Annotated in this window: 17 protein-coding genes; 9 read left to right on the top strand and 8 right to left on the bottom strand. The window is 65.8% G+C overall.

Annotated elements, in window-relative coordinates:
- Nucleotides 1-16 precede the first annotated feature (16 nt).
- The 4 genes from ACQPW1_RS39050 to ACQPW1_RS39035 all read right to left on the bottom strand — a co-directional run bounded on the left by ACQPW1_RS39050 (nucleotide 17) and on the right by ACQPW1_RS39035 (nucleotide 6,868).
- Entirely contained in the window at nucleotides 17-1,411 is a 1,395-nt protein-coding gene (locus ACQPW1_RS39050; RefSeq protein WP_433657803.1) for a cytochrome P450, read from the bottom strand.
- Nucleotides 1,408-2,724 (bottom strand): sensor histidine kinase, encoded by a 1,317-nt coding sequence (locus tag ACQPW1_RS39045; protein WP_433657801.1) that lies wholly within the window; start codon nucleotides 2,722-2,724, stop codon nucleotides 1,408-1,410. Before ACQPW1_RS39045 ends, ACQPW1_RS39050 begins: the two co-directional genes overlap by 4 nt.
- Nucleotides 2,725-3,323: 599 nt before the next feature.
- Complete coding sequence (locus ACQPW1_RS39040; protein ID WP_433657799.1) at nucleotides 3,324-5,039, bottom strand: ABC transporter ATP-binding protein; 1,716 nt, start codon at nucleotides 5,037-5,039, stop codon at nucleotides 3,324-3,326.
- On the bottom strand, nucleotides 5,036-6,868 hold the full coding sequence (locus tag ACQPW1_RS39035; protein WP_433657797.1) for an ABC transporter ATP-binding protein: 1,833 nt from the start codon (nucleotides 6,866-6,868) through the stop codon (nucleotides 5,036-5,038). The genes ACQPW1_RS39040 and ACQPW1_RS39035 overlap by 4 nt, the downstream gene beginning before the upstream one ends.
- 110 nt (nucleotides 6,869-6,978) lie before the next feature.
- Here ACQPW1_RS39035 and ACQPW1_RS39030 point away from each other — a divergent pair, with 110 nt between their 5' ends.
- Entirely contained in the window at nucleotides 6,979-7,725 is a 747-nt protein-coding gene (locus tag ACQPW1_RS39030; protein WP_433657795.1) for an alpha/beta fold hydrolase, read from the top strand.
- Between the two features lie 90 nt (nucleotides 7,726-7,815).
- Entirely contained in the window at nucleotides 7,816-8,391 is a 576-nt protein-coding gene (locus tag ACQPW1_RS39025; RefSeq protein ID WP_433657793.1) for a TetR/AcrR family transcriptional regulator, read from the top strand.
- Between the two features lie 18 nt (nucleotides 8,392-8,409).
- On the opposite strand, the gene ACQPW1_RS39020 is transcribed toward ACQPW1_RS39025, so the two are convergent.
- Nucleotides 8,410-9,630 carry an MFS transporter gene (locus ACQPW1_RS39020; RefSeq protein WP_433657791.1) on the bottom strand — a complete coding sequence of 407 codons (1,221 nt, stop codon included), beginning with the start codon at nucleotides 9,628-9,630 and terminating at the stop codon, nucleotides 8,410-8,412.
- 176 nt (nucleotides 9,631-9,806) lie between these two features.
- Between ACQPW1_RS39020 and ACQPW1_RS39015 the strand changes: the two genes are divergently transcribed.
- The 4 genes from ACQPW1_RS39015 (at nucleotide 9,807) to ACQPW1_RS39000 (ending at nucleotide 15,383) form a co-directional block, all read left to right on the top strand.
- The gene (locus tag ACQPW1_RS39015) at nucleotides 9,807-11,264 is read left to right on the top strand and encodes an AMP nucleosidase (protein ID WP_433657789.1); all 1,458 of its coding nucleotides are present in this window, start codon (nucleotides 9,807-9,809) and stop codon (nucleotides 11,262-11,264) included.
- A gap of 467 nt (nucleotides 11,265-11,731) precedes the next feature.
- Complete coding sequence (locus tag ACQPW1_RS39010; protein ID WP_433657787.1) at nucleotides 11,732-12,229, top strand: hypothetical protein; 498 nt, start codon at nucleotides 11,732-11,734, stop codon at nucleotides 12,227-12,229.
- A 44-nt stretch (nucleotides 12,230-12,273) separates the two neighbouring features.
- Complete coding sequence (locus tag ACQPW1_RS39005; RefSeq protein ID WP_433657785.1) at nucleotides 12,274-13,710, top strand: CAP domain-containing protein; 1,437 nt, start codon at nucleotides 12,274-12,276, stop codon at nucleotides 13,708-13,710.
- 200 nt (nucleotides 13,711-13,910) lie between these two features.
- Nucleotides 13,911-15,383 carry a benzaldehyde dehydrogenase gene (locus ACQPW1_RS39000; protein ID WP_433657784.1) on the top strand — a complete coding sequence of 491 codons (1,473 nt, stop codon included), beginning with the start codon at nucleotides 13,911-13,913 and terminating at the stop codon, nucleotides 15,381-15,383.
- A gap of 3 nt (nucleotides 15,384-15,386) precedes the next feature.
- Here ACQPW1_RS39000 and ACQPW1_RS38995 read toward each other — a convergent pair whose 3' ends face one another.
- On the bottom strand, nucleotides 15,387-16,262 hold the full coding sequence (locus ACQPW1_RS38995) for an LLM class F420-dependent oxidoreductase (protein ID WP_433657783.1): 876 nt from the start codon (nucleotides 16,260-16,262) through the stop codon (nucleotides 15,387-15,389).
- A gap of 185 nt (nucleotides 16,263-16,447) precedes the next feature.
- Between ACQPW1_RS38995 and ACQPW1_RS38990 the strand changes: the two genes are divergently transcribed.
- On the top strand, nucleotides 16,448-17,002 hold the full coding sequence (locus tag ACQPW1_RS38990; protein ID WP_433657781.1) for a hypothetical protein: 555 nt from the start codon (nucleotides 16,448-16,450) through the stop codon (nucleotides 17,000-17,002).
- A 48-nt stretch (nucleotides 17,003-17,050) separates the two neighbouring features.
- Here the strand turns inward: ACQPW1_RS38990 and ACQPW1_RS38985 are convergent, their stop codons facing one another.
- A complete protein-coding gene (locus ACQPW1_RS38985) occupies nucleotides 17,051-18,460 on the bottom strand; it encodes a M20/M25/M40 family metallo-hydrolase (RefSeq protein ID WP_433665457.1) in 1,410 nt (469 codons plus the stop codon).
- A gap of 20 nt (nucleotides 18,461-18,480) precedes the next feature.
- On the opposite strand from ACQPW1_RS38985, the gene tnpC reads away from it, so the two are divergent.
- Together tnpC and ACQPW1_RS38975 are read left to right on the top strand one after the other, a co-directional pair.
- Complete coding sequence (gene tnpC, locus ACQPW1_RS38980) at nucleotides 18,481-19,872, top strand: IS66 family transposase (protein ID WP_433655073.1); 1,392 nt, start codon at nucleotides 18,481-18,483, stop codon at nucleotides 19,870-19,872.
- A 194-nt stretch (nucleotides 19,873-20,066) separates the two neighbouring features.
- Nucleotides 20,067-21,290, top strand: a complete 1,224-nt coding sequence (locus ACQPW1_RS38975; RefSeq protein WP_433657779.1) for an alpha/beta hydrolase — start codon at nucleotides 20,067-20,069, stop codon at nucleotides 21,288-21,290.
- Between the two features lie 4 nt (nucleotides 21,291-21,294).
- Here ACQPW1_RS38975 and ACQPW1_RS38970 read toward each other — a convergent pair whose 3' ends face one another.
- A complete protein-coding gene (locus ACQPW1_RS38970) occupies nucleotides 21,295-22,719 on the bottom strand; it encodes a protein kinase domain-containing protein (protein ID WP_433657777.1) in 1,425 nt (474 codons plus the stop codon).
- Nucleotides 22,720-22,796 lie beyond the last annotated feature (77 nt).

The following is a 22,796-nucleotide window of genomic DNA, read 5'->3' as shown; positions in this document are numbered from 1 at the left end:
TCGCCGTCGACTGGTGTTACGACGAGGGCTGCCGACTGGGCGGGTTGGTCGATCGCCAGTGACCCGGCGGGTGCGCATTGCCTGCCGACGGGGGAGTCCCGGTCGTGCGAACGGGTGTGAAACGGACGGGCAGGGACGTGATTCCGCGTAGAAAGGGCGACGGACGTCGGACCAGGTTCGCTGCGGGCACGGCAAGATCGAGATCGGGCAGCCGGTCCAGGAGCACTTCGATGCCGGTCTGCGCAATGATCTCCGCGATCTGCTGCGCCGCGAACGGGCACCGGTACTCCCCGTGGCCGAAAGCGAAGTGTGCGTTGTTTCCGGTGTCGGCCGCGGCGCTGTTCTCGGTGTGCTGCCTGCCGACGTGTGGGTCGGCGTTGGCGGCGGCCAATCCGAGCAGCAGCATGTCCCCTGCTCGAATGTCCTTGTCGCCGAGCCTGGTATCGCTAGCTGCCCAACGACCCGGGAAGATTTGGATCGGAGTGTCTTCCCACAGCACCTCGTTCATCGCGTGCGCCACGCTGTGCCGCCCGCCGCCGAGTGCCCCGGCAAATCGCTCGTCCGTACGTATCAGCCGTACCGAGTTCGCGATCCAGTCGACGGTCGGCAGAAACCCCGCAGCGATGACCGCCAGCAAATCCAGCGCATATTCCGCATCGGTGAACGGCGCGGGATGGGTCAGCATCCGCGACACCAGATCGGCACCGGGCCTTGCTCTTTTGGCAGCGAGCAACTGCTCCATCCGCTTGGCGAGGCGCGGATACACCGTCCCCGCGTCGGGGCTGCCGTCGGTCCGCGCATTCAACATCCCGATGAACTGCGACCCATCCCCTTCGGTGAAGCCGAAGATCCAGGCCAGCGCCGACATCGGCAGCGGTTCGGCGAAGTCGGCGACGAGATCGGCTGTGCCCCTTCCGCAGAAGGTATCGATGAGGTGGTCGGCCAGGTGCTCGCAGGTGCGCCGCAATGCGACGAGGTCGACCGACTCCAGCGCGGGCTCCACCATCGCTACATGACCGCGATGGACCGCACCCGCGGTAGACGTAATCGACGGATTCGGCTGGTCGATCATCGGAAGCAGTGGCCACCTCGCGGGGATGTTCGCCCGCTGGTTCCACAGTCTGCTGTCCCGGGGAAACAACACGGGATCGCCGGTGACCTGGTGCAATTCGAGGTAACCGATGACCAGCCACGCCGGAACACCGCCTGGCAGTTCGACGGCGACCACCGGCCCGTGCTCGTGGCGCATCGTCTGATACAGATCGTGGGGGTCGGCGTGGAAACCGTTGTCGCTCAACGGCACCAGCGTCGACTCCCGGAGCACCGGGCAACCGCTGGGTTCGGTGATGGCATCAGCCTGCGGCGGCCGGTGCTGCGTAGCGGCATCGCGTTGGATCGCTTGTTCGGTCATGGGGACACCTCCCCGTTTCCGGTGTGCGGCGCGGACCCGAGGTAGTCGCCGTTCATAGCGGAAGGCGAAGGGGCGCTGTCGGTTTCGGGGCCGACCGGCACGCGCGGGCGGGGGGCCCAAGCCCCATGGATCGACATGCCGTCCGGAGATACGGGCCGGAGCCCGACCAGCGTGCGGCCCCGCCGTTGTGGCTGGCTCGAATCAGGGACGTCGGGTGCGTCTTCCAGCGTCGCGTAGGGCCGGATGACCGGCGGCAGCGACTCCCGCGAAGTGGCCGCGGGAATCGACCCGGGCGAACGATTCACCGGGGTGGTCAGATCCCGTGGCACCAGCACAACCGCTGCTGTCCCACCGATGGCGGAGGGGCGAAACGACACGGTGAGTCCGTGCTTGCGCACCAGCGATCCCACCACCGCAAGACCGAGCCGGGTGCCGATCAACGAGGAATGATCCGAGGTGGAACCGTGCCTGCTGTCCGCCGGGTCCGAACCCGATACGAGCAGCTCGGCCCGCCGCAGCGCCGATTCGCTCATGACCAATCCACTGTCCTCGATAGTGATCACCAGCCCGGCGGGAATCTCGGCCGTATACACCTGGACCTCGGTGGTGGGCGGGGAGAAGTTGCAGGCATTGTCGAGAAGTTCGGCGACGGTGTGCATCACGCCTTCCGCCGCATGGCCGGCGATCGCGATATCGATCGCGGCCCGCAGCCGAACCCGCTGATAACCCGCCACGCGCCCCATGGCGCCACGCACGATCGACTCGACGGAAATCGGGTTGGGCCACCGACGCCCTGACCGACCCCCGCTGAGCACGGCGAGACTGTCGGCGAGCCTGCCCGCCTGCGCGGAGCGATGATCCAGCAGAAACAGGTCGGCAAGCATGCTCGAATCGTCGTGCCGGTCTTCCATCCCGCGCAGGTCCGCCAGCATGCCGGTGGTCATCGCCTGCATGCGGCCTGCCGCGACCGCGAATGCGGCCATCGCCGCGACCCGGCGGCCCTCGCTATCCGCCGAGTCCCGCGCCCACCCGGCCGCAGCCGCGTTCGCGGCCTCGATTCGGACGGCCGCATCGGCCGCCGACCATGCGCTGGCCTGCCGGTAGTGCACAGCCGCGGCTACCGCTACGCACAACACTATCGAGGCCACGGTGGCGCCCAGCGCGAGCGGGACCCGGAATGACGCCGGCGCGCTGGACACGGCGGCCACTACGACAACCATGCTCACGAGAGCGCACACCAACGCCGCCGGATACAGCGCGCGCACAGCCCTGGCGGCGTACTCCCCGAACCCGCCGTTCGACGACTTCGACATCTGTGACAAGTTTTGCATTTCTGCACCGCTCTCCCAGGAGTGCATGCGGGCAGATTTGATATACGAAAACCGCATGCAATCGTATTTGCCTGATCGTAGCTGTCTAATTAAAGAGGCAAGTCTGAAATGGGACAATAGGTATTGTCTATGAATTTGGACACACCGGCTGCGGTGCCGCGGTAGTGGCGTGACATGCGCTGCAATAGGTCGAACGTGTCGTGTTTTGCCGGGTTATCGCACGTTGACGAGCGCTTCAGTGGATATGGGGGTTCGATTCGCCGCCAGTTAACGATTCATCCGCCGGATCATAGTTGGACAACTGACCGAATTCCTGAATCGCCGATATGGCAAGAGGTAAGACATTCTAATTTGGTAAAGAAAATCCCCTGAGGATAATTTCTTCACGATTTCGATTGACGTGCCGGGCGTCAGCTTGTAGAGACGGTATCCGTCGAAGCGATCTCGCCGCTGCGACTGACCATCATCCCGTCCGACCTTCGGCGAGCCAGCAGCCAGTGGCCGCGTCCGGCCGCCCCGGTACCTCGATCAGGCGTGCCCGTGCCGGGACGCATACGCCAGGAACACCCCGGGCTTATCGCTCACTCGCTCGCAACAGGCGTCGTCGAGATGTCCCAGAAGTCCGCATAACGACCTCCGCTGCGCAGCAGTTCATCGTGACTGCCCTGCTCCACGATTCGTCCGCCGTCCAGGAAGACGATGTGATCCGCGCGTTGAACTGTCCGCAGCCGATGCGCGACCATCACCACCGTCCGACCCGCCATCAAACGCTCGATCCCCTCGTGCACAGCCGCCTCATTCACCGGATCCAGCGCCGAGGTCACCTCGTCCAGCAGCACGATGGGCGCATCCTTCAGCAACGCCCGCGCGATCGAAACACGTTGGCGCTCACCACCGGACAGCAGCGCACCACCCTCGCCGACGTTCGCCGCCCACCCGCCGGGCAGCCGCTCGATCACCTCGTCCAACCGTGCCGCGCTCGCCGCCGCACGCACCGCCGCGTCGTCGGCATCGGGACGCCCGAGCCGCACGTTCTCCTCGATCGTGCCGTCGAAGAGATAGACATCCTGGAAGACAATGGCGATCTGCCGCATCAGCACCTCGGTACTGATCGCGCGCACATCGACACCTCCTACCCGCACCACGCCCGCGTCTACGTCGTAGAACCGCGCGAGCAACTGCAGCAATGTGCTCTTACCCGCGCCCGACGGTCCGACGATCGCAAGCCGCTGTCCCTCCGGCACAGACAACGATAGGTCGTCGATCAACGTCCGGTCGTTCTGCCGGAAGGTGACGGATGCGAACTCCAAATCCCGGTTGACCGGCTGAACAGGTTCGCGAGGTTCCGGCAGCGGCTCGGAACGTAGCACCGCATCGAGCCGAGCCAACTCGGCCCGCGCACCGCGCAGTTTCCCACCGATATCCGACAGTGAAAGCAACGGATCAGCACAGCGAGCAGTGAGCACCAGGATCGCCAAAACCTCTGCCGCGCCGATGTTCCCGCCGAGCGCCAGGTAAGCGCCCAGCGCAAGCAGCACGGTGAACATCGCCTGCACCGTCAGTGTCAGACCCACGACGCCGGGCAGCGCCGACAACGTGGACCGCCGCGCCGCGCGCTGTTCTTCCCGCAACGAGTCATCGAGCAACTGGAACCGTTCACCAGTCCGACCCCCGGCCCGCAACACCGGCTGCGCCTGAAGGTATTCGATGACTCGCCCAGAAGCCTCACGCCCACGCTCGGCACTCTCCGCATCCGCGGCAGCCATCGAGCGCCCGGTCCAGATCTGCACCGCCGCAACGAGCGGTGCGGCCACCAACGCGGCCAACCCCATCTGCCAATTGAAGGCGAACATCACGACAATGATCGTCAGCGGCGTCACGCAGGCGGAGATGAACGGCGCCAGCAGATGCGCCGCCACACTCATCGCCTGCAGCAGACCGCGACTGGCCATGACCGACACCTCGCCCACCCGATTGGCGCTGTACCAGCCGAGCGGCAAGCGCGCCAGATGATCCCCGAGCCGGTGATACATCCCGCGCAACATCGTTGCCCCGACCCGGAATCCGGACAGATCACTGCGATAACGCAGCACCGCATACACCGCGACCGCGACCCCGAACGCGATCAACCAGGGCCAGGCGTCTCCAGGAGCACTCCCGAACAGCGCCCGCAGCACGGGCACCAGCAGCGCATAGGACAAACCCTCGACCACCGCGGTGATCGTCATCAGTGCCATGGTGCGGCGCATCGTCCGGGCATACTCGTGCCCCAACACCTGCAACAGCATTCGAATCATCGGGGCTGGTCTCCTTGCCGTACCTGAGTTTCGATCTCATCGCCGATCGCGGTCTGGTGCGATCGCCAGAACTCCGCGAACTTCCCGTTCCGTGCCAGCAGCTCGCCGGGCCTGCCACGTTCGACGATCGCCCCGTCCTCGAGCACCACGACGGTGTCCGCGTCGGCGACCGTCTCCAGGCGGTGCGCGATGACCAGGATCGTGCGATCGCCCGCCAACGTCGCCAGGGCGTCGCGCACCGCGTGCTCGGTCTGCGGGTCGGCGAACGCGGTCGCCTCGTCGAGCACCAGCACGGGCGCGTCGGCGAGCAGGGCGCGGGCGATCGAAATACGTTGCGCCTCACCGCCGGACAGCTTCACGTCTGCACCGATCACCGACTCGTACCCACGCGGCAACTCGAGAATCCGATCATGAATGTTCGCCATCTTGGCGATGCGAACCACATCGTCACGATCGGCATGCGGTATCGCCAGCGCGATGTTGTCCGCGATCGACGCGCGCAGCAGCCGAACATCCTGGAAGACAAAGGAAACCGTCCGATAGAGCTCCCGGCTGCTGAGCTCGCGCAGATCGACACCACCCAGCATGACCGAACCGTGGGTCGGGTCGAAGAACCGCGGCAACAGCTGAACCAGCGTGGACTTCCCGCTCCCCGAAGGCCCGACGAGCGCGGTGACGGTCCCCGGCTCCAGCACCAGATCGATCCCGCGCAGCACCTCGTTCTCGGCGTCGTAGCCGAATCGAACTCCCCGCAGTTCCACCCGATGCCCCTGCGGCACAACAGGATGCACGGGCTCCAGCAGCGACGGCACGCCGAGCACGTCCTTGATCCGCCCGACCGCACGACTGGCGGTCTGCATATCGTCGAACCCGTGGCCGAGCGCCGCCACCGGAGCGGTCAGTCCCAGCCCGAGCAGCAGGAACGGCAGCAGATCCGCCGGCGTCATCGAGCCGTTCGTGATCAGCGTCGTACCGCCGATCAGCAAGACGACCAGCACGAAGGGCGGCGACAACGCCAGCTGCATCCCCGCGGCGATCGCGGAGATGCCGCGCACCCAGTGGACAAAGGTCTCGACGAAAGTGTCTGCGGCCGTGCGGAATTTGCCGTGCGCGCGCCCCGATCCGCCGAACGCCTTGACCACCGAGATGCCCTGCACGAACTCGACGACGGAACTCGCGATCCGCCCCATGGCCGTATCGAACTCCTCCTGCTCACGCAATCGGGTCGGGGTCATCATCAGCGGGACGAGTGCGATCGCCAGCACCACCGGTATCAACGCGATCAGCGTCAGCCGCCAGTCGATGGTGAACAGATAGACCAGCGACACCAGCGGCACCACGAACGCGGAGACGAGCTCGCCGGGCGCGTGTGCGATGAACGGGTGCACCGCACTCACGTCCTCGCCGACCACTTTCGCCAGCTCGCCGGTGCGCCGCTGCGAGAACCATCCGATCGGCACCCGTCCCAGCTGCGCGGCCAGCTGCCTGCGAAACGTCAGCTGCACCCGGTTGTCGACAAGGTGCCCGAGGCCGGCCGATGCCGCCGTGAACACCAGTCGCACGAACATGCCGACCGCGCCCACGATCACCACGGCCCAGACATGACCGTGCTCAATAGGGCCGGGCGACAACAGGGTTCGACCCAGTTCGACGACCGCGAGCAACGGCGCGAGACCGGCGAGTGCGCCGATGACCTGAAGGAACATCACGGCGGCAAACCCCGCCGCATGCGGGCGCAGCAAGCTCGAAATGCGCTGTCCCGCCGCAGAATCGGCACTCGATGGTGGTGTGGACTGCACCCCCGCTACAGCTTGGTCGATCGCGGTCATCGCTCTCCCGCCCTAGTTGTTGTACGCGTATAAATAATGTACCTCGAGCGAGTTCGACAGGCCACAGACGGCAATCTTGATAACTTGTCCGTGAGGGAAGAGGGCGGCCGTTGACCGAGACAGACCGGCAGAGCTTCGAGCGCCAGGAACTGGCAGCGATCGACCGTTTGCTGCGGCAGGGCGCCGATCCGGGAGTCGTCACGTCCTACGGTCCGCACCCGGATCAGGTGCTGGAGGTATTCGGCGAATCGGGCCCGACGGTGGTGTACATCCACGGCGGCTACTTTCGACCCACCACCGATCGGACCCATGCCAGGCCGTTCGCCCGTGCGCTGGCCCGGGAAGGTTTTCGGGTCGTGGTACCGGAGTATCGGCGGGTGCCCGGGGACCCGTGGGCGACGATCGAAGACCTGGACCTGCTCGAAACCAGCTTGGCCGCCCCGGTGTTGTGGGTCGGCCATTCCGCGGGCGGGATGCTCGCGCTGACGCGGGCCTACCACCGGCAGGCCGCGGTCCTCGCCTTGGCGCCGGTGGCGGACCTCGCGCGCGCATCCCGGCTGCACCTCAGCGACGACGCGGTCACCAGATGGATGGGCGGAACCCCCGAACAGCAGCCGCGCCGGTACGCCGACCTGGATCCCCAAGTGCGGCTGTCGCCGCGCCCACCCGGTGTGCTGCTGGTGCACGGCACCAACGATCAGTCCGTCCCCGTCGCGCTGAGTCAGGACAGCCCGGCCGAATCGCTGGTGCTGCCGGACACCCACCACTTCGATCTCATCGACCCCGAGTCCGAAAAGTGGCCCAGGATAGTGGAATTGGTGCGCTCAGCAGTGCTGAAACTGTCCGATAACCAGTGAGTACCCGCCCGCCCGGCTCCGTCCCGGCAAACTATGGGCAGGTACCGTAACGGGACGCCGATCCGGCAATGGATCGGTTACCCGGGACATGTGGGAGAGACGCTGAACGAGCCCAGCACCGACGGCCGCCGATCCAAGGGCGAGCGTCGCAGGCGCGCCCTGATCGAGGCCACCTTGCGGGTGATCGAGCGCGACGGAGCCGCGGGCGTCACACACCGAGCCGTTGCCCGCGAAGCAGATCTGCCGACCACCGCGGCCACGTACTACTTCGACGGCGTCGACGGCCTGCTGACCGCCGCGCTGACCACCTGCATGGATGACGACGCCGAGAAGATGCGGCAGCTCACCGTCGCGACCGAGGACATCGACGGCCTGCGCCGTCTCGCCGAACTGATGGCCGAGATCGTCGACACCCCAGGACGACTGACCGCCGAGTTCGAACTCTGCCTGCTCGCCTCGCGCCGACCCGACCTGCGTGGCCCGACCAACCGCTGGAAGAGCGCGCTCGCCGATTTCGCCCGCCGCTACACCACCGACCAGGTGCGGATCCAACTCTTCGTCAGTGCCTACGATGGCCTGCTGCTGCACGCATTGCTGGCCGATCAGCCGCCGACCGCCGACGAGTACGAGGCCATGCTGCGGGAGCTGCTGCCCGACGCCGGATGATGCCGGGCAGCGGAACAGCTATCCGCGGTGCACGAGAGCGGGCTCCGGCGCCGACTGCTCGGTCCTCGATTTCAGCAGTCGATAGCTGAGCAACGTGGTCAGCAGCGCGAGCGCGCCGACCACAAGGGCAACGCCGAACCCGGCCCGAATCCCGAAGGCGTCCACCACTTGCCCGGATACGGCGGCACCCAGTGCGATCCCGACGCTCAGCCCCGCGATCATCCAGGTCATCCCCTCGGTGAGTTGCGCCGCGGGCACGACTTTCTCGACGATGCCCATGATGACGATCATGGTGGGAGTGAAGAACACACCGGCGAAGAACACCGTGATCGAAAGGGCCGCGATGCCGTTCACCACCAGGAACGGGAGCGTGGTCACGGCCGTCCCGGCGACACCGAGCAGAAGTAGCCGGGGGAGCGGCGTTTTCAGCTGCAGCGTCCCGAAAACCAGCCCGGACAGCGCGGATCCGATCGCGTAAACCGCGAACACGATGCCCGCGGCCCCCTTCTGTCCCTGCTCTTCGGCAAAGGCCAGACCCATCGTGTCCACGGTGCCCACGATGGCTCCACCGAACAACAGCGTGAGCGCCAGCAGCAACACCGGCCCGGACCGGATCGCCGATCCGCCACCACCTTCGGTGCGCGGTTGCACCGGCGGTTCGGTGCGTTTCTGCGGCACGAACAGCAGCACGCCGACCACCAGCAAGCCGACCGCGACCAGCGGACCGGCCTCCGGAAAGAGCATCGTGCCGAGCATTACCGCAACGGCGGGCCCGACGATGTAGGTCAGCTCGTCCACCACCGATTCGAGCGAGTAAGCCGTGTTCAGGTTCGGCGTGCCGCGGTACAACTCGGTCCACCGGGCCCGCACCATCGCGCCCATGCTCGGCATGAACCCGGCGAGCAATGCGAAGACGAAAAGCGTCCAGGTGGGTGCGTCGTAGTAGGCGCACAACAGCAAGCCGCCGAGCGCTGCCACGCTGATCCCGGTGGCGGGCAACAACACTCGGCCCTGCCCGAACCGATCGACCACCCGCGAGACCTGCGGTCCGATCAACGCGATGGACAGCGTGAAGGTGCCCGCCACGGCACCCGCCAACCCGTATTGCCCGCGCAGCTCGGACAGCATCGTGAGGATGCCCATGTGCGTCATGGGCAGTGGCAGTCGCGCGATCAGCCCGGCCGCGGCGAAGTTCTTGCTGCCCGGTGCGGCGAAGATCTCGCGATACGGGTTAGGCATCGGCCGTCCCGGTCTCGTGGGTGGTCAGCGGTAGATGAACCATGTCAGCCTCCGTGGCACGCGAACAAAAGTGGAACTTTTGTTCCAGTTTCTATCACAGGTGCGAGCCGCGGCGACATAGGCAGAGTGAAATACGGTGTCCTTACGACCTCTTCCGAACGCGACGCAGGAGACACATGCCGAATCGGCCACCAGCCAGTTCGTTGACCAGCGCCGAGGCCCTGGATCAGCTGGAAACGCGCTACCAGCAATCCGTCGCCGCGTTGCGCGACGCGATCCGGGCGTTCGTCGAGAACGGCACCGTGCCCGACGACGCCACCCGAGACGCCGGCCTGTTCGTCTATCCGGAACTGCGCATCAGCTGGGACGGCGCCGCGCCGTCGAAGAACCGCTCGCGCGCCTGGGGACGATTCACGCGGCCGGGCAGCTATGCCACCACGATCACCCGCCCGGACTTGCTGCGCCACTATCTGACCGAACAACTGGAGATGATCGAGCACGACTACGAGGTCCGCATCGAGGTGACGCCGTCTCGGCAGGAGATCCCGTTCCCCTACGTGATCGACCGCGCCGAGCTCATCCTGGACAGCTCGATGGCCGCGGTGATGGCGCGGTATTTCCCGACCACCGATCTGGCCAGCATCGGTGACGAAACGGCCGACGGCATCTTCAATGCCATCGACACCTTTCCGCTCAGCCATTTCGACGCGCTGCGCACCGATTTCTCCCTCGCGCGGTTGCAGCACTACACCGGAACGCCGGTGGAGCATTTCCAGCCGTTCGTGCTGTTCACCAACTACACGCGTTATGTCGACGAATTCGTGCGCTGGGCTTGCGAGCAGATCGCCGATCCCGACAGTCCATACGATGGCCTCTCTTGTCCGGGCGGCACCGTGATCAATGCCGAAACCCTGGGCGCGGCAACGACCTCGGATCTCGCCTGGAAGAAGCATCAGATGCCGGCCTGGCACCTGACCTCCGCCGATCGGCGCGGCATCACCCTGGTCAATATCGGCGTCGGTCCGTCCAACGCGAAGACCATCTGCGATCACCTCGCGGTGCTGCGCCCGCACGCGTGGCTGATGATCGGGCACTGCGGTGGCCTGCGGGAGAGCCAGGCGATCGGCGACTACGTGCTCGCCCATGCGTATCTGCGCGACGATCACGTGCTGGATTCGGTGCTGCCGCCGGATATTCCGATTCCGAGCATCGCCGAGGTGCAGCGGGCGTTGTACGACGCCACCAAGATTGTCAGCGGAATGCCGGGCGAAGCGGTGAAGCAGCGGTTGCGCACCGGCACCGTGGTCACCACCGACGATCGGAATTGGGAACTGCGATACTCCGCGTCTGCCTTGCGTTTCAACCTGAGTCGCGCGGTCGCCATCGATATGGAGAGTGCCACGGTCGCGGCGCAGGGATATCGCTTCCGCGTGCCCTACGGCACTTTGCTGTGCGTCTCGGATAAGCCGCTGCACGGCGAGATCAAACTGCCGGGTCAGGCGAATCGCTTCTATGAGGGAGCGATTTCCGAGCACCTGCAGATCGGCATCCGTGCCGTGGAACTGTTGCGCGCCGAAGGGGATCGGCTGCATTCGCGCAAGCTGCGCACCTTCAACGAACCGCCGTTCCGGTAGTCCTCGGTAGTCACCGCGGCCCGGGCGATCAGCGACCCTGATCGCCCGGGCCGCCTGTGGTCGGTCCGGCAGAGCCCATGTCGGGCGCGCGGGCGAGGTGCCGCGCGGCAGGATGCACACCAGGCGCGAGCGTGGCTTGGTCCACCGCCCAGGTTGCGGGTTCCGGCGCGTCGTCGCGAGCCTTCGTGATCGGGTGTGATCGGGGCGTGATCGGACCGTGATCGCCTGTCTCGCTGTTAATCAGCCCTCAACTCGAATTTAGAATTCGACTTACAACTCGTGGGTTGCCGCGCTGAGTTCTAACCTCATTTGCGGGATCAACAATTTGGTGGCACCAGCGAGCAAGGCCACCCGAGCAACGATGCTCGGTAGGTCCCGACATGCAGCTCGACTCGGCAGCACCGAGCCTGTGCCTTTGGGGGACAGGCGATCCGACACGCGATCGACCACTCCGAAAGAAGCGTCTCATGGGTAAGCACAGCGCACCTAGCAAGAACCAGATCCCGGCCCGGTTGGCCATTCTGTCGACGGCGACGTTGATCGGCCTCGGCGTCTCGGCCCACACCGGAGCGGGACAGGCCGTCGCGGAAACGACGACGACCACCACCGCCAACCCGGACCACGTGGCACCGGCGCCGGCGAAGGCGAAGCGGGTCCTGGCCGCGAACGGGCAGGGTCACCACAGCCGGAATGCGGTGGCGCCGAAGAAGAAGAAGCCCAGCGCCAGCAAGCCGAAGGGCAAGCCCGCTGCGGACAAGCCCGCGGATCCGCTGGAGCTGCTGAACAGCGGCAGTGCCGCGCTCGGTGGGCTGGCGAAGAGCCTCAACACCGGTAGCGCCGCGGTCACCCCGCTGGCGAAGGCGTTCGCCACCGGCAGCACGGCGGTTTCCGGTAGCGCCGCTACCGGCAGCAAGGCGGCGGGTGGACTCGCCCCGCTGCTCGGCTTGCTCACCGGCAGCGCCTAGTACCTCCGCTTCGAGGCCGTCAACCAGCAACAAGAAGGCATTTCATGGGTAAGCACAGTGCACCGCGGAAAGTTTCGCCGGCAACAATGCTCACGTTGTCCACCGCTTTCGGAGTATCAGCTTTCGCTGCGACTTTTGCTGGAGCTCCTTCGGCCTCGGCGGGTCCTGATTCTCCCGCCGATGAGGTGATCAGCCTTACCAACGCTGCACGCACCAAAGCCGGCTGCTCTGCATTGAAATCCGAAGAACATCTCACCGAAGCCGCGCAGGCCCATACGAAAGACATGGCAGGCAGCGGCAACCTCGACCACAACTCGTCGAAGGGTGATCCGGGCGACCGGATCAGCTCGGCCGGCTACAAGGCGCAGACCTGGGCCGAGAACATCGCCGAGGGACAGACGAGTGCGTCCGAGGTCGTCGACGCGTGGATGAACAGCGAAGGCCACCGCGCGAACATCCTGAACTGCGGGCTCAAGGACATCGGTGTCGGCTACGCCAAGGCCGGTGACGGAACGCCCTACTGGACGCAGGATTTCGGCACGTCCAACGGCGCCGACAAGGATAAAGACAAAGATAAAGACAAGGACAAAGATAAGGACAAGGAGAAGGACAAAGACAAGCCGTCCGGCGGTGGCGACAAGCCCGCCGGTGGTGACAAGGACAAGCCCTCCGGCGGCGGTGACAAGGACAAGCCTTCCGGTGGTGAAGATAAGGGCAAGCCTTCCGGTGGTGACGAGGACAAGCCCTCCGGTGGAGGCGATAAGGACCAGCCTTCCGACGGCGGCGACCAGCCTTCGGACGGCGGCGACGAATCATCCGAGGATCCTTCGGAAGACGGCTCGGGCCAGCCGACCGACGGCGAGGGCGATTCGTCCGAGGACCCGTCGGGTGACGGTTCCGACGAGTCTTCGGATGGCGCAGGCGATTCGACCGAGGACCCCGCGGGCGATGGTTCGGACGAATCTTCAGACGGTGAGGGTGATTCGTCCGAGGACCCCTGGGGTGAGGGTGCCGACGAGTCTTCGGATGGCGGCGACGATTCGTCCGAGGACGCTGGGAGTGATGGCTCGGACGAGTCCTCGGAAGACGGAGGCGATTGGACCGAGGACTCGCTGGGTGACGGTTCGGACGAATCTGCCGACGACGCAGGCGGTTCGCCCGAGGATTCCTGGAGCGACGTGTTCTCGGAGGACGCAGGCGATTCCGCCGGTTATGGCGGCGAAGGCGATCCGTCCTCCGACAGCTTCGACTGGTTCGGATCCGATTCCCCTTCGGAGGACGGCCTCGGGGCGTTCGGCGGTGGCGGTGACGACCTCGGCGGACTCAGCGATCTGCTCGGTGGGCTCGGCGGTGGCGGAGACGCTTTCGGCGGACTCGGCGATGCCCTCGGTGGACTCGGCGGACTCGCCGGTGCCGGAGACGCCTTGGGCGGACTCGGTGGATTAGGCGAAGGCCTCGGCGCACTCGCCGGTGGACTGTAGTCAGTCGGCTACTCCGACTCGATCGCCGAACAAGGTTGATTCCCAACTTTGTTCGGCGATCGTCTACGTAGTAGACATCCACGTCCTAGTGGATCACAGGCGCATCAGCACTCCGAACGAGAACTTCCCGAAGCCGAGCTGACTCGCCCGAGCGGTGAAATCATTGCTCTCGAGCAGTTTTCGATCGAGAAGGATCCGCCATGACGCTCACCCGCACAGACTTGCTCGAACCGACCACGTGGGCAGGCAAGATCTTCCGCGACGGCTGGCGCGACGCCGCCGTGACCGCGCCGGTCATCGAGCCCGCCACCGGGGCCGAGCTCGGTCGTCTCGGCATAGCCCAGGTCGACGACCTGACCGCGGCGACCCGATCCGCGGCCGCGAGTCAGCGGGACTGGGCCGCCCGACCGTTCCACGAACGCGCCGCTGTCTTGCGTCGCGCCGGAGATCTGTTCCAGCAGTACGCATCCGACGTGCAGCATTGGCTGATTCGGGAGACGGGATCGGTGCCCGCGAAGGCGGCCGTGGAAACCGATGCGGCGGCACAGGAATGCTTCGAGGCGTCTGCCCTGGCCTCGACGCCGATGGGCGTGCTGTTGCCCACCGAATACGACCGTCTCTCCATGACCCGACGCGTTCCGGTCGGCACGGTCGGGGTGATCGCACCGTTCAACTTCCCGCTCATCCTGTCCATCCGCTCGGTGGCACCCGCCCTTGCTCTCGGCAATTCCGTTGTCCTCAAACCCGATTCACGGACCGCCGTCTCCGGGGGCGTGGCGCTGGCGCGGATCTTCGAGGCGGCCGGTCTGCCCGATGGCGTGCTGCACGTGTTGCCGGGCGGTGCCGATATCGGCGAGGCATTGGTCACCGATCCGCTGGTACCCGTCATCTCGTTCACCGGCTCCACCGCGGTCGGTCGCCGAGTCGGCGAATTGGCCGCGCGTCACTTGAAGCGCGCGCATCTGGAACTCGGCGGCAATTCGGCGTTGATCGTGCTGGCGGACGCCGATCTCGAGGCGGCCGTCGGTCTCGGTGCGTGGGGTTCCTTCTTGCACTCGGGCCAGATCTGCATGGCGACCGGCCGACATCTGGTGCAGGAGAGCCTGGTCGACGACTACATCGCCTTGCTCGCCGCCAAGGCCGACGCCCTCCCGGTCGGCGACCCGGCCACCGAACAGGTCGCGCTCGGCCCGATCATCGATGCGGGCCAGCGCGACAAGATCCATCAGCTCGTCACGTCGACCGTCGACGCGGGCGCCACATTGGCCGCGGGCGGCAGCTACCGCGAGCTGTTCTACCGGCCGACGGTGCTCGCCGGTGTATCGGCAACCATGCCCGCCTACGCGCAGGAGGTGTTCGGGCCGGTCGCACCCGTCCTGTCCTTCCGCACCGTGGACGACGCGGTGCGGCTCGCGGCCGACGATCAATACGCGCTGAGCCTCGGCATCGTCACCGCCGACGCGGCCCGCGGTCTCGCCCTCGCCGACCGAATCCCCACCGGCATAGTGCATATCAACGACCAGACCGTCGGTGACGAAGCCGTCGCCCCGTTCGGCGGGTTCGCCGCCTCGGGCACCGGCAGCCGGTTCGGCGGCGGCGCCGCGAACATCGAGGCGTTCACCGAAACCCGGTGGATCACGATGCAACACCGGCCGGCCGCCTATCCGTTCTGAGCGTCAGCCGAGCTCGGCGAGCTGGGCAACCGCCGGAGCCATGCCGTCGATCCACGCGGCGGGCGATCCGGTGGTCGGCGTGATGATGACGGAGTGCACGCCGAGCTTCGCGTAATCGGCCATCTGCCGGACGAATTCGTCGCGGTTGTCCGGGTTCGGCCGCGGATTGTTGGCCATCATGGTGATCCGGAGCTCGTCGTAATCCCGGCCGACGTCGTCGCAATGCCGTCGCAGCACGTCCAGCTTGTGCTCGACTTCCGCGGGCGAGGTGCCGAAGAGGTTGCACGCGTCGCCGTACTGCGCGACCAGCCGCAGCGTCTTGCGCTCCCCGCTGCCGCCGATGAGTATCTTCGGCCGGTTGATCGGCTGCGGCGAGCAGAGCGTCTCGGCCAGTTGGTAGTGCTTGCCGTCGAACGGTCCGTTGTTCGCCGGATCCCACATCTGCAGACAGATGCGCAGCGCCTCCTCCAGCCGCTCGAACCGCTCGGCGATCGGCGGGTACGGCACGCCGAGCCCGAGGTGCTCCCGCTCGAACCATGCCGCGCCGATGCCGAGCGTGGCCCGGCCGTCGGAGAGCACGTCGAGCGTGGTGACGATCTTGGCGAGCAGGCCGGGGTGCCGATAGGTCACGCCGGTGACGAGCAGGCCGAGCTCGATATTCGAGGTGTGCGCGGCGAGGAAGCCGAGCGTGGTGTAGCCCTCGAGCATGTTCGACTCGGCGGGCCGCCCGGTCGGCTCGATCTGAAAGTAGTGGTCCATGAACGACAACCAGGTCGCGCCGGACGCCTCCGCCGCGGCACCCACCCTGGCAAGTTCACCGGCGATCGCGGTCGTGCCACCGTCGATATCGAATATCGGAATGTGAAAACCGAGCTCCATGGAACGATCCCCTCGTGTGTAGGCAACCCAGAGCCCTCACGCTACGACCTGGAGTGCACTCCAAGTCAAGTGCCGCCGAGGCCCACATGTCCCACGGTTGAGCGAGCGACGAATGTACGTTCGTAGCAGTTCCTAAACGCTGGGAGCCGGTCGACGAGGAAGTAGGTGCGATGCACTGGGACCAGATGACCGCCACACCGGACGAACTACGCGAGCGCGCGAACCGGGTGCGCCGCGCGGTCGGGCAGCTCGGCATGCTCGAGTCGATCATCAACGCGGCGGACGGCCCGTGGCTCGGCGCGATGGACGCCGACGGCCGCGGCGCGGCGGAGCTGAAGATGCACCTCGCCGGGCGTTATCGGCTCACCGCGGTGGTGACGACCGCCGGAAAGCTCAGCCACGTGCAAATGAATGCTCCGGCCGAGGGGCTCGCCGCTGAGCGGGTGCTCTCCGCGAAGACGGCGGCCCGGCGCGGCTGGGACGCCACCGAGGAGATGCCCAAGCAGCCGGAATGGCTCGACTACGTGGTGGCCTGGGTCGGCAAGGCCAGCGAGGACGTCGACCGCCGCGGTGTCATCGAATGGCGCTTGAACGGAGCCGATCAGAAGCTGGCCGCGATGAACGACACCATCGACAGCATGCGCGCCAGCCTGCTGGAACGCGAACAGCTGCGCGACGAACTCGCCGCCGAGGTCGTGGAACTACGAACCGAACTCGAATCGCTCGACAAGCCGGAGTGACTCGCCGCGCTCGGTATGCCGCGCGGCGCGTCCGGTGGTGGCTGAAAACTACTGGGACAGTTGCTTGATCAGGCGGTAGAGGAATTCGCGGCTGGCGTCGAGGCCGGCGATCGGGGCGCGCTCGTTCACGCCGTGGATGCGACCGGCGTCGCTGGGCACCATGAACAGTCCGCTCACGCCGTACATCGGAATCCCTTTGCTGCGCGCGTATTTGCTGTCGGTGGCGCCGGTGGACATGAACGAGCTCACGGCGGCGGTGGGGAACAGTTCCTTCGTCAACGACGTGACGGCGGCCATCACATCGCCGTTGGTGGGCGAGATGCCGCCCGCCGGATCCAGTTTGGGTGTGACGATCAGCTTGCTGTCGGCGAGGGCCGCCTTGAACTGCTTGTCGATGTCGTCGGGCTTGTCCTGGGGCAGGATTCGGCAGTTGATCGTCGCCTTGGCCGTTTGCGGCAACGCGTTCTCGGCTTCCCCGGCGGCCAGCATGGTGCTCACGCAGGTGGTCCGGAGTTGGGCGTTGTTTTCGGGATTCGCCGAGAGCCGATCCAGCGCCTCCGGGCTCGGATTGCCCGCGGCGACGGCCCGCATATCGTCGGCTTCCTGTCCGCTGCGGCCCGCGGCGAGCGCGCCGAAGTTGTCGCGGGTCGGGTCGCTCAATGAGGGCGGGAACCGGTATGCGGCAAGACGATTCAGTGCGGCCGTGAGGGTGTAGATGGCATTCTCGGGCGTCGGCACCGAGCTGTGGCCGCCCGCCGCCTTGGCCTCCACCTGATAGGTGACGTAGGTCTTCTCGGCTACCTGCACGCCTTGCAGGGTGGGCTTTCCGTCGACCAGCAGTGCCCGGCCGCCTTCATTGAGGCCGTATTCGGCGTTCATCAGGTCGAATTTGTTGTCCATCAACCATTTTGCGCCGTTGTCTTTCCCGGCCTCCTCATCGGCGGTCAGCGCGAGCACGATATCGCGGTTGGGCTTGAAGCCTTCGCGCTTCAATTGGACCAGGCCCGAAATGAGGGCGGACACCATGGCCTTGTCATCGATCGAACCGCGGGCGGCGTAGAAGCCGTCCGCCTCGGTGAGCTTGTACGGGTCGGTGTTCCACCCGTCCTCGCGTTTGGCCTCGACGACATCGAGATGTCCTAAGAGCAGCAATGGTTTACGTTGCCCGGATCCGGTGAATCGGAGCACCAGGTCGCCCTTGCGTTCCACGGGCTCGAAGATCTGGATATCGGATTCGGCGAAACCCGCGTCGTGTAGACGCTGCTTGACCGCGTTCGCGGCGACCGTCGTGCTGCCGGTCGAGTGCGAGGTATCCGTTTCCACCAATTGCTTGTATATGTCGTGGAAGAGTTTCGTATTGTCTTGTGCCGGAACGCTGGACGAGCGTAACCATTCAGCCTGTGCGACTGATGGTTTGAGTGGTGTGGCGGCTTGACTATGGGCCCGGCAACTGGTCAGCTTGCTGGGTGTCCGATCCCGTGCCCACTGTTGAGCAACTGCTCATGGTTGTGGCCGAGCAGGCGCGGTTGATCGGGGAGTTGCAGGCCAGGATCGTTGAGCTCGAGCGGCAGTCGAAGCAGAACTCGAAGAACTCCAACCGTGCGCCCTCTGGTGATCGGTTGAACCGCAGCCTGTCTCGTGCCCAGCAGCGCAAGGCTGGTCGTAAGCCGGGCAAGCAGTCCGGCGATCAGGGTGTCACGTTGCGTCGCAAAGAGATTGCCGATGATTCCTGCGATTACGTGCCGGGTGCGTGTGGTAGTTGTGGCGGCGGTCTGGCTGGTCGAGAGTCGGTGAAAGTGGCTGCGCGGCAGGTGGTCGACATTCCCGAGGTGATCGCGGCGTCGGTGTTCGAGCACCGCCTGCACTCGGTGCGGTGCGGGTGCGGTCATGTCACCGCGGCGACGGCCCCGGACGGGGTGAGTGCACCGGTTCAGTACGGCCCGAATCTTCGGGCGTTGGCTTGCTATCTCGTGGTATATCAGCATGTTCCGGTGGCGCGGGCCGCGGAGTTGATCGCGGATGTGACCGGGGCGCGGCCGTCGACGGGGTGGATCAGTTCGGTGATCGCCGCGACCGGTGAGGCACTTGCCGACACCGACGCGTTGATCCGGGCGCAGTTGATGGCGGCGTATCTGCTGCATGTGGATGAGACCTCGATCAATGTCAACGGCTCGAAGATGTGGCTGCACGTGGCCTCGACCGCGACGTTGACCGCCTATTTCCTGCACAAGTCCCGGGGACGGGTCGCGGTGGATGAATTCGGGATCCTGCCCGGCTATACCGGTGTGTGCGTGCATGATTCGCTGTCGGTGTATGACGGCAAGGACTACGCTGGCGCCGTCCACGCCTTGTGCGGGGCGCACATCGCGCGAGAGTTGGTCGCCGCCGGTGAGGCCGATCCGTCCAACGCCTGGCCCACCGCGGCGCTGGACGCGTTGTACGGGCTCAACACCGCCGCCCACCAGGCACGAGCGCTGGGCCGGTCGGCCATCGCGGCCGAGGTCCTCGACCCACTGCTGCACCGGTGGCGCCATGCGGTGTTGTGCGGGTTGTCCGATAATCCCCGTCGCGCCGGCCTGAAACAGTCCAAGACCCGGAACCTGTTGACCAGGTTGAAGTCCCGCGAGGACGAGGTGTTGCGCTTCGCCCGCGACTTGCAGGTCGGCTTCACAAATAATCAGGCCGAGCGCGATCTTCGACCCGTCAAAACCCAGCTGAAGATCTCAGGCTGCCATCGCTCGAGCGACGGGGCACGAGCGTGGCTGCGAATCCGCAGCTACATCTCCACCATGCGCAAAAACGGCGCCCCCATCCTGGATGGTCTCCACGCCACCATCAGCGGAAACCCTTGGAACCCAGCCACAGCCTGAATGGTTACGGACGAGCTCGGCGAGGGGCTCGAATCGTTCTTCGAGGCATCGGAGCAGGCTGTTGCGGTGAGCGCCGCGATAAGTCCCAAGGCGGCCACCGAAATGAGCGGATTGCGGCGACTGATATTAGACACGCTAAGAATTTAACACAAAGCACGGTACTACGTATCGAGAATGCGCACGCCGGTCCACGAGTGCTGTTGCGCCCCTGCGGTGCAGCATGCGCGGCCCGGCGTGCTGAGTTCACGGGACGACTGCCCGCGTGTTTGCTTGACTGGCGGATGGATTTATCTCACAGTGATCTCGATTCCGCGACCGTCGAGTCGCGTTCCCTTGTTTACATTCTTTGGAAACGAGAGGTGAGAGTTTTGCTTACCGAACGACTCGGTCGGTGTTGGTATGAAAAAGCCTGCCGCGCACTGGGCGATGTCTTTCTCGCGGCTACTGTCCTGGCCGGTCTCGCGATCGGCGCCGCCCCGGCCGCCATGGCCGAAGACGGTTTCGCACCGGGCGATGTGCCATTGAGCCGGTACGCCGAACCCGGGCCTTATGAGACCGCGCAAACCACCGCCACGCACAGCTGTGATTCGTCGCCGTATGGATCGGCGGTCAACAACACCTGGCGTTTCTGGGGCAATCATTCGGAGCTGCAGTGCACCAATATATTTCCGTCGGGAACTGATTCACCGATCGGTGTCACCTTCTATTATCCGAAGGACATCGCGAACATGGATCGGCTTCCGGCGCTGGTCTACTCGCCGGGCACCGGCCAAGAACCCGGATATTACGACTCGAGCCTCCGTTTCTGGGCCAGCTACGGTTACGTGATCGCGGTACCGTACGACCTGCTCAATTCGACCCCGGAAATGGGACTCGGTGGCGTACAGGCGCTGTCGGATGCCAATAAGAATCCCGACAGCCCGATGCGCGGCAAGGTGGATCTGGGCCGCATCATCTTCGCCGGGCACTCGGGCGGCGGCGGGGCAACGCAACTCAACGCGAGCCTGCCGAACGACGCTTACCGCATGGTCGATCCGGACGCGCGGATCATCGGTGCGGTGCCCACCGAGCCGAGCGCGGTCGCACTCGGCATCCTGCTCACCGTGCCGACCCTGTACCTCACCGGCTGCAACGACGCGCTCGTGTGGCACTGGTACTACCCGATGTGGACCCAATACCACACGGCCATAACGGTTCCGGCGTACTTAGCGTGTATCAGGGGCGGCACCCACATCACGCCGATGGACGATCCGGCGCATAACGCATTCGCGCCTCTCACCCTGGCGTGGATGCAGTATCTCGCCAAGGGTGACAAGGACGCCGCCGGCTACTTCGTCGGTCCGAACTGGACGTTGCCCCACGATCCCGGCATCGAATACGTGATGCGAAACGCCTTGGCCGACCGTCTCCCCGAATAGCGCCTTACCGACGTGCGGAGCCGGCGGTCCGCAACCAGCGGGCCGTCGGCGGGGACAGCGTCAGCAGCAGTGTCAGCACCATCAACAACAATCCCGCGGCCATCGTCCACCCAGTGGTGCCATGCGGGGAGTCGTAGCCGAAACGGACGGGTACCAGGCTCGCCAGATAACCCGCGCACCCGAAGACCACCAGCACCCGGCCGGATCGCCTGCGGGCGAACAGACGTATCGCGCCGCCGAGGAGCAGCAGCGCCGCGCCCGCCGCCCCGACGAACGTCGCGGCGTATGGGGCGATATCGGGGTCCTTGACCTGGATGAGTAAGTCGATGACGTGCACCCGCGGATACGCCACCACGAATGCGGCCACACCGGCGAGGAGGAACGCGAGAACGCCCGCGCTGATCCCGATGCCGCGGCCACTCGCAGGTGCCTGACCAGGCCGGGGTGCGGGTTGGGCAACCGGTTGCTGCGGTGCGGGCTGGGCGACCGGTGCGGGAGTCGGTGCCGTCTGCCGACCCGGACCGTTCCGATTCAACGATGTCGGAGCCGTCCGGGCGGGCATGGCCGTTCGAGTCGGCACCGCGGCCGGTCGTGCGTGCAGGGAATCCCATGCCGCCGAGGTGAATTCACGGCAGCTGCCGAACCGTTCGTCGGGCCGCTTGGCCATCGCCCGGACGATCACCTCGTCCAGCGCAGGCGGCGCACCCGGGCGACCGGCACTGAGTCGCGGCACCGGTTTACTGATGTGCCCGGCGATGACCTGCCCGGGATTGGTCGCCGCGAACGGCGGACGCCCCGCCAGCAGCGTGAACAGGGTGCAGGCGAGCGAGTATTGATCGGAGCGGTGATCGACCGACTCGCCGGACAGCTGTTCCGGCGAGGCATACGCGAGCGTGGCATTGAACGTGCCACTCACCGTGAGCTGTGTGTTCGAGTCGAGCAGGCGGGCGATCCCGAAATCGGTCAGCACCGCACGCTCCGCCCGACCGGTGTCCGGCGACGACAACAGAATGTTCGCAGGCTTGATATCGCGGTGCAGCACGCCACGGCTGTGCGCGTAGTCGAGCGCGGCTCCGGTCTCGGAAACGATGCGCAGGGCACGGTCGATCTGCACCTCGCGCGGATTCAACCGAGCGGCGTCGGAGCCGTGAATGTATTGCATGGCGATCCACAGGTGTCCGTCGTGCGTGCCGCGATCATGGATGCCGACAATGCCCGGATGATCCAATCGCGCAACAACATTGGCTTCCTGCTCGAACCGCCGCCGCAATTCCGGATCGGCGGAGACCTCCCGGTTGAGCAGCTTGAGCGCGACCCGTCGCGGTAGCCGAGGGTGCTGCGCCAAGTACACGGTGCCCATCCCGCCCCGACCGAGCACGCCTTCGATGAGGTAGTCCGCGAACGACTCGTTCACTCCGAGCTGCACCACGCCTACCCCTAACTCCCTTCGAGCACAACAATCCGAGGAGGAGTTAACCATCCTCGCCCGCAACCCGCACCAAGCGA

Source organism: Nocardia sp. CA-128927 (assembly GCF_050955855.1).
Taxonomy (GTDB): Bacteria; Actinomycetota; Actinomycetes; order Mycobacteriales; family Mycobacteriaceae; genus Nocardia.
The sequence above is the reverse complement of the archived record's forward strand: the minus strand, read 5'-3'. Positions and strand labels throughout refer to the sequence as shown.